Genomic DNA, 4,051 nt, shown 5'->3' on the forward strand with positions numbered 1-4,051 from the left:
CGCGACTCCTGCCCTGTCGGCGTCGGCCCAGGCGGCTACCGCGGCGAAGGCGGGAAGGTGTGGTGCCTGTGGTGCGGCGACCGCTACACCGGTCGCCCCGCACAGGTCGGCGACGACTGGGCCCACCGCGACGACGCCCACCACGCTGCCCGCCTCCACGCCGACGACCACGAAGCCGACGTCCGCCGCTTCCTCGCCTCCGCGCGGCACGCCGAGATCCGTGACAAGTCCGGGTGGACCACCCACGTCTACGCCCTCGTCGCGGCGGCCACCCGCGAGGACCCCGACGGCGGGGTCTGGTGGGACGGCACCGGCTACCGGCTGATCCCTGCCGGGGCCCGCTACGGGGCGAAGGGCCGCCGCGTGCGCCGAAAGGTCGTCGAGCTGGTCATCGCGGCCGGATTTCTCCACCAGGACGAGTACGGCGACGTCGTCGCCACCGCCGACGGACGCGCCACGCTCACCGCCTGGCGCCACCACCGCGCCGACCTCGCCGAGCCCTGGCCCGCCCGCCACGAACCCCAGGCCCTGTCCCCGCTGCCCGGCGGCCAGGAAGCCGCACGACGCCGCGAGGCCGCCCGTCAGCGTCTCCTGGAACTGGAGCGCCAGGCCGACCAGAGCCGGGCCGAGTTCCTGCGGCGTCGCGAGGAGGCCGAGCGGCAGCACCAGGCCGAGCTGGCCGCCGCACGTCAGCGCCGCGCCGACGCCCAGGCTGAGCGCGAGCGCGCTGAGCGGGCCCGCACCGGGGCGGGCATCGACCTGACGTGGTCCGCGGAGGGTGCTGGCCTCTGGGGCGTCACCGGCCACGGCCACGACCGCCGGTTCGACGTCACCCTCAACGACCGCGATTTCGCGGCGGACATGTACGAGATCCGGGAGAACGGCCACTTCCACTCCCGTCACCCCTACCGCCACCAGGCCGAGGCCGCCGTCCGGCAGCTGCTCGCCGACGGAGTCGAGATCGGGGGGTGGACACCAGGCCCCACCCCCGCGGCCTCCGCCAAGCCATGCTCATCCAGGCCCGTCGGCCGATGGCACCAGGCCCCACCCCGACGCGCCTCGGTGACGAGGCCCCGAAACGCGAGCACCCCCGCCTCCATGGGAGACGGGGGGTGCCACAGCGGCTACTGGTGTGAGATGTCTACAGGCCGAGCCGCTTGCGGATGGCGCCCATTCCATCAGCCATGGCGACGAATTCCGCGATCGTGTATCGGACGCCGAGAATGCCAGGGTTCTGGCTGTCGCCCTGGTACACCCCGACCACGTGACCGTTCTCGTCCTTGATCGGCGCGAACGTGGCGCACGCACCGTTCCCCTGGCTCAGCGGGGACTTGAAACGCTCGGAGACGGGCGGGGTGATGTCGTACAGCTCTTGCTTTTCCATGTCTACAGTTCCTTGATTGCGGTGCTGACCAGGTCTACCGAGCCGGCAGGGCTCAGCGCATGCCCCGCCAGATAGTCAAACATGCGACGGCGCGCCCGCACTTCCTTCGGATCTTCCAAGATGGTCACGCCGGTTCCGGTGTCCATGGTCGCCACCCCGGGATCATTCGGTGCAGGGAAGTCCATGATGTTGATGTTGAGCTGCGTCGCCGCAGCAGCACCCGCGGAGAACGGGATGACGCGAAAGGTGACGTTCGCCTGGTCGGCCATCTCGATCAGTCGAGCAAGCTGTTCCTTCATGGATGCCGGGCCACCCACCTGAGCGCGAATGGCCGCCTCCGAGAAGATCGCGTTCACGGAGACGGGGCGGTCCGACCGCAGCACGATGTCTTGACGACGAAGTCGAACGGTGTGCTGAGCGTGCGTCTTCTCGATGCCGCTCTCCCGCACGTAGAACTCGTCGACGTCCTCCATGTACCTGCGGGTCTGGAACGGCCACGGGATCAAGCCGCTGGTGGCAATGCTGATCTTCGAGGCGCTGTCCTCAAGTTCGATGAGCCGAACCAGCGTCCTCGGTAGATGCGCCAGGTATTCGTTCCACCAGACGGCTTCACTTGCCCTGGCCTCGCGGATCTCAGCAAGCAGGTCTACCCGAGTTGCCTCGTCCACATCGTAGAGGTCCAGCATCTTGCGTAGCTGCTGATCCGTGGGCAGCTGGCCGCCCTTCTCGATCAGGGAGACCAGATCCTGGGACTTGCCGATGGCCTTGCCGACCACGGCTTGAGTGAGGCGCGGCCGAACCTCCAAGCGCAGCGCCTTCAACCGCCGGCCGATCGCCGCCATGGCTCGGGACGTCTGCGGCTTCACTGCCACGCTCCTTACCTCCCTGTCCAGCCACGATGGCCCTGAGGAGGAGGGTAGCGCGCAACGGTGCGGACATGCCTCGCAGGGGTGAACTTTGACGCACCCTCACGATGGGCTTGCGTACGAGGCGCTCGTACGAGGATTATCGATCCCGCACCAACCGCTACGAGCCACCTGCGGAGTGTAGTGCGTCCGCGATGACGCACGGCTCCCTCCGGCCAACCTGTGGAGGAGCTGTGCAAACCCCGTTCGATCACGCCCACCTGAGCACCACGATCCGTCTGTTTCGGTCGGAACGCTTCGAACCCGACGACCCCACAGCGCTTCAGGGTGTGCGGCAGCTCGTCAAGGAGAGCTGCCAGGCCATCAAGCTCGACTTCGACGACCCCGTACTCATCGCCTGCGAGCTGGCAACGAACGCTCTCCGACACGCCGGGACGCCGTACCGGGTGACCTTCGTGGCGCTCTGGAACCGGCTCCCGTGGATCGAAGTGATGGATCGCTCCACGGACCTCCCGAAGCCCCGTTTGGCCGGCACTTACGACACCGGCGGTCGAGGCTTCGAGCTGATCACGGAGCTGACCGCATCGTGGCACTGGGACCTCAACCCGGTTGACCGCTACAAGATCGTCTGTGCCACTCTCAAGGGGGACTTCGATGAGTCCGGCGGACAGCATGTCCATACAGCCTTACCCGCAGGACAGCTCTCCGCTCCGCCGGGGCCGGATCGCCGTCGAAGAACTCTCCCCGTCGCAGTACCTCGGTCAGCCTGACTTTCCCATTCTGCTGGTGCTGAGCGGGACCGGCACCGACCCCACCGCGAGTCACGCCCTGCCCGTGATCGAACTCCGGCTCACCCGCAAAACGCTGGCACGGCTGGAGGGCAAGATCCGCGCGGTCCTCCACCCGACGGTCGGGACCGGACAGCCTTTTCCCCAGAACAACACCGCACCACGACGCGGGCGGATCTCCGTGGAGGAGATCCCTCCGTCGCAGTTGCAGTTCCTTGAGCACGCGTTCCGGATGACCTTCAGCGGCATCGAGCCGGACCCCTACGGGGAGTGCCCGCCGCCCGTGATCGAGATGCGGCTCAGCCGCAAGACGCTAGACGACCTGGACGCTCAGATCCGCGCCGTCCGGCTCGCATCGGTCGTGAACGCCGGCCGGGCCGCGAATGCGGAGCCCCCCTTGGCCCGCCGCGCTCCCGGCCGGGCGCTCCAGGAGCACTTCAGCACCGAGCAGATCGAACAGCTTCACCAGGACCACACCCAGCGGACGCAGGTACCGACCGAGGACGTGGTCCGCATCCTCAACGGCTTAAGACAGATGGAGGTGACACCGTGACCGTCGTCGCCGAACCGCCCCTTCAGGTCGAGCTGGACGCCCCCCTCACGAGGCTCACCGCGGAGTACCCCTACGCGCCAGAGTCGGCGAAGTTGGCCCGGTGGCTGGTGGACGCGGCCTTGGCGTCCTGGGAGCTGTCCGACCTCATCAACGACGCTGCGTTGGTGGCGAGCGAGCTGATGTCGAACGCCATCGAGACGGGGTGCCTCCGCAAGATCGGGTTCGCCGTGGAGCGCCTGGGCGAGTCCACCGTGAGGATCACGGTCAGCGACGGTTCCTGCTCGCTGCCGGTCCTAGTGATCGCCCGCCTCCCGGCCGACACCGACCATGTACCTCCGCGCGGTAGAGGACTTCTCGTCGTGAACAGCCTGGCGCACCGCTGGGGAGTCGACCTGCACGCCCGAGGCAAGGACATCTGGGCCGAACTCCGCCGACGCCGCTCGAAGGGCTGACCCCCTAA

At 68.1% G+C, this 4,051-nt stretch carries 5 protein-coding genes and 1 pseudogene; 3 read left to right on the forward strand and 3 right to left on the reverse strand.

Annotation, left to right across the window (positions count from 1 at the left end):
- The 3 genes and pseudogenes from J0670_RS32135 to J0670_RS32145 all read right to left on the reverse strand — a co-directional run.
- Positions 1–888, reverse strand: a pseudogene (locus tag J0670_RS32135) (hypothetical protein); the annotation flags it as partial.
- A gap of 253 nt (positions 889–1,141) precedes the next feature.
- A complete protein-coding gene (locus J0670_RS32140) occupies positions 1,142–1,384 on the reverse strand; it encodes a hypothetical protein (RefSeq protein WP_207815554.1) in 243 nt (80 codons plus the stop codon).
- Positions 1,385–1,386: 2 nt separating this feature from the next.
- Positions 1,387–2,250 carry a helix-turn-helix transcriptional regulator gene (locus tag J0670_RS32145; protein ID WP_207815556.1) on the reverse strand — a complete coding sequence of 288 codons (864 nt, stop codon included), beginning with the start codon at positions 2,248–2,250 and terminating at the stop codon, positions 1,387–1,389.
- Positions 2,251–2,483: 233 nt separating this feature from the next.
- On the opposite strand from J0670_RS32145, the gene J0670_RS32150 reads away from it, so the two are divergent.
- Genes J0670_RS32150 through J0670_RS32160 form a run of 3 tightly spaced genes read left to right on the forward strand, consistent with a single transcriptional unit; the run spans position 2,484 to position 4,043 of the window.
- On the forward strand, positions 2,484–3,020 hold the full coding sequence (locus J0670_RS32150) for an ATP-binding protein (RefSeq protein ID WP_207815557.1): 537 nt from the start codon (positions 2,484–2,486) through the stop codon (positions 3,018–3,020).
- Positions 3,021–3,036: 16 nt separating this feature from the next.
- Complete coding sequence (locus J0670_RS32155; RefSeq protein WP_207815558.1) at positions 3,037–3,591, forward strand: hypothetical protein; 555 nt, start codon at positions 3,037–3,039, stop codon at positions 3,589–3,591.
- Positions 3,588–4,043, forward strand: coding sequence for an ATP-binding protein (locus tag J0670_RS32160; protein ID WP_307806790.1), 456 nt, complete (start codon positions 3,588–3,590; stop codon positions 4,041–4,043). The genes J0670_RS32155 and J0670_RS32160 overlap by 4 nt, the downstream gene beginning before the upstream one ends.
- Positions 4,044–4,051 lie beyond the last annotated feature (8 nt).

The sequence above is a fragment of the Streptomyces sp. FH025 genome, assembly GCF_017427025.1.
GTDB lineage: Bacteria > Actinomycetota > Actinomycetes > Streptomycetales > Streptomycetaceae > Kitasatospora.

What these genes read in the sequence shown, in the direction of transcription:
- J0670_RS32140 (WP_207815554.1), bottom strand. Translation starts at nt 1,384, where the DNA reads ATGGAAAAGCAAGAGCTGTACGACATCACCCCGCCCGTCTCCGAGCGT.